The following is a 2,505-nucleotide window of genomic DNA, read 5'->3' as shown; positions in this document are numbered from 1 at the left end:
ATCTATAATATTTCATAATAATATTAATAAAAATTATTATAAAGCTTATTTAAAATTTAAATAAATATAATTACAATTAATAAAAATTAAACCTTAAATTGTTTATTTATTTGATAAAAACCTATTATTATTAAAATTTATTAAATTAAAAACATGATATGAAAATAAATAACAATTGAACTATAATTTCCACATAATTTAATAAATAAATTTTAATTATTATAATATATACTAGAAAGAATATATAAATTTTATTATAAAAATGATTAAAACTATTTTTTAAGAAAATAAAGCTTAAAAATATAACAATCATTATTAAAATTAGATTAAAAATAAGTAAAAAGGAATTTTAAAAAAAATTAAGTAAAAAGCTTTTTATAATATGAAAAATTTATAGAATATCATTAAATGTAATTCGATAAATAAAAATTTAATAAAAAGTTAATTATAAAAAAGAATTTCACATATAACAATATAATATCGATTTCTTTTAGATAATTAAAAATTTAATATATATAAAACTAATTTAAACTAAATTTTTTATATTATTATATTGATAATAATCTCATATACCATTATATTAATAAATAAAAGTTTTAAATTAATAAATAATTATAAATTTTGTTTAAAATACTTTATATATAAATATCACTACATTTAATGAATATAATTAATTTTAAATGAATAAGGTGTAATAATGAAAAATAATAAAAAGCTTATTATTTTTGTACTACTTTTATTTGTTATCATAAACATTGGATGTGTAAGTGCTGCAACATCAAGTAATGACACAATTACTACTAATTCTAATTCTGTAAACATCCAAACTACAGACAACACTTCAACTGTCCTAAGTGAAGAGGTTGACACCCCTTCAACAATAGATGTTGATAACTCTATGAGTAATGCAGATATACAAAGTAAAATTGATGGTGCAAAAGATGGAGATACCATTAATTTTGCTAATGGAACATATGAAAATACAAATTTACTTATAAATAAAACTCTTATTTTAAATGGAAATGGTGCTACTTTAACTGGAGTACCTTCAAAAGGTTTAAGTCAAATTGAAAATGGTGCAGGAACCTATAAAGGAATTTTCTATATTGAAAATTGTAATAACACCATAATCAATGGATTCAATTTTATTGTAGATAATGCAAAATTAAATACTAGTGTCAATATGACTAATGATGGTGGAGTAAATACAACAACCCAATCTAATGTAGTTTTCCACAACACTAGTAATGTTAAATTCATAAATAACACTGTAAGTGGTGGAAGATACGGAATATTCGTAACTAGTGCATTTAATGGATTTAATAAAAATACTTTAATTGAAAATAACACTGTATCTAATGTTTTAGATGGTGGAATTGAATCATTTGGTTCTGAACATACAATTATTAGAAATAACATAATAATTAATCCATATAACCATGGTATTGATGTAAGACATGGAACTGGACCAAATTGTGTTATAGTTAATAATACTATATACAATGCTCAAGAAGGTATTTACTTAATGCATTCTGCAGGACATATCTGTGAAAACAATACTTTAAATCATTGTTCTGTTGGAATTACTTGTTTTGGATCAGCAAATATTAAAACTGATTATAATAATTTCACAAACAATACTATGATTGGATACATGCTTGCTAGTGGATACTCAAACATTACTATTGGTGGAAATGATGATTTCACAGGATTAAAATGGATACCTATGCCACCAACATTTACTTACAAAATTGTAACTGGTGACTCTAAAACTTTAGGTAATAGTAATGGAACCTACACTGATAGTGCATATGTTAGTAGAATAAACACTACAATCGTTGCTCCACAACAATTTGATCAATATGCTGTTGATTTCTACAATGGTGAAAGAGGAGGATACTTCACTGTTACTCTTAAAGACCAAAATAATAACACTTTAAGTAACAAACCTGTTCAAATTGGATTCAATGGTGTAATATACAATTTAACTACTGATGAAAATGGTATTGCAAAATTACAAATTAACCTTGCTTGGGCTGGAGATTATACCTTTGCAATTTGTTATTTAGGTGATGATCAATACAATGGTAGTTTTGTTGTTTCAAAAATCCATATTACTAAAAAAGCAGTAAGTTTAACTGTTCCATATAAATACACATTAAATACAAAAACTAAAGCAATAACTGTTACATTAAAAGCTACAGATTACAAAGGAACATATGTAAATGTAGCAAACAAAAAAGTTACTGTAACTGTAAATGGTAAAACTTACACTGGAACAACCAATGCAAATGGTGTTGCAACTGTTAAAGTTTCAATAAATAAAAAAGGAACTTACACTGTAACTACCAAATTCACTGGTAATAATGTTTACCAAGATAAAACAACAACTTCTAAAATTAGAATTTACTAAATAAATTATTAAGATAAGTTTAAATTAATTTAACTTATCTTATTTTAATATTTTAAGGTATTTTTATAAATTATATTAACAGTATTCCAAAT

Annotated in this window: 1 protein-coding gene; it reads left to right on the top strand. The window is 22.9% G+C overall.

Annotated elements, in window-relative coordinates:
• The first annotated feature begins 697 nt into the window (after positions 1-697).
• On the top strand, positions 698-2,413 hold the full coding sequence (locus BGI41_RS07750; RefSeq protein ID WP_088540126.1) for a right-handed parallel beta-helix repeat-containing protein: 1,716 nt from the start codon (positions 698-700) through the stop codon (positions 2,411-2,413).
• Positions 2,414-2,505 lie beyond the last annotated feature (92 nt).

Origin of the sequence: Methanobrevibacter sp. 87.7 (genome assembly GCF_002208625.1) — an archaeon.
In the GTDB taxonomy this organism is placed as follows: Archaea; Methanobacteriota; Methanobacteria; order Methanobacteriales; family Methanobacteriaceae; genus Methanarmilla.
Note: the sequence above shows the minus strand (reverse complement) of the source record. Positions and strands in the feature narration are given on the sequence as shown.

What these genes read in the sequence shown, in the direction of transcription:
- BGI41_RS07750 (WP_088540126.1), top strand. Translation starts at nt 698, where the DNA reads ATGAAAAATAATAAAAAGCTTATTATTTTTGTACTACTTTTATTTGTT.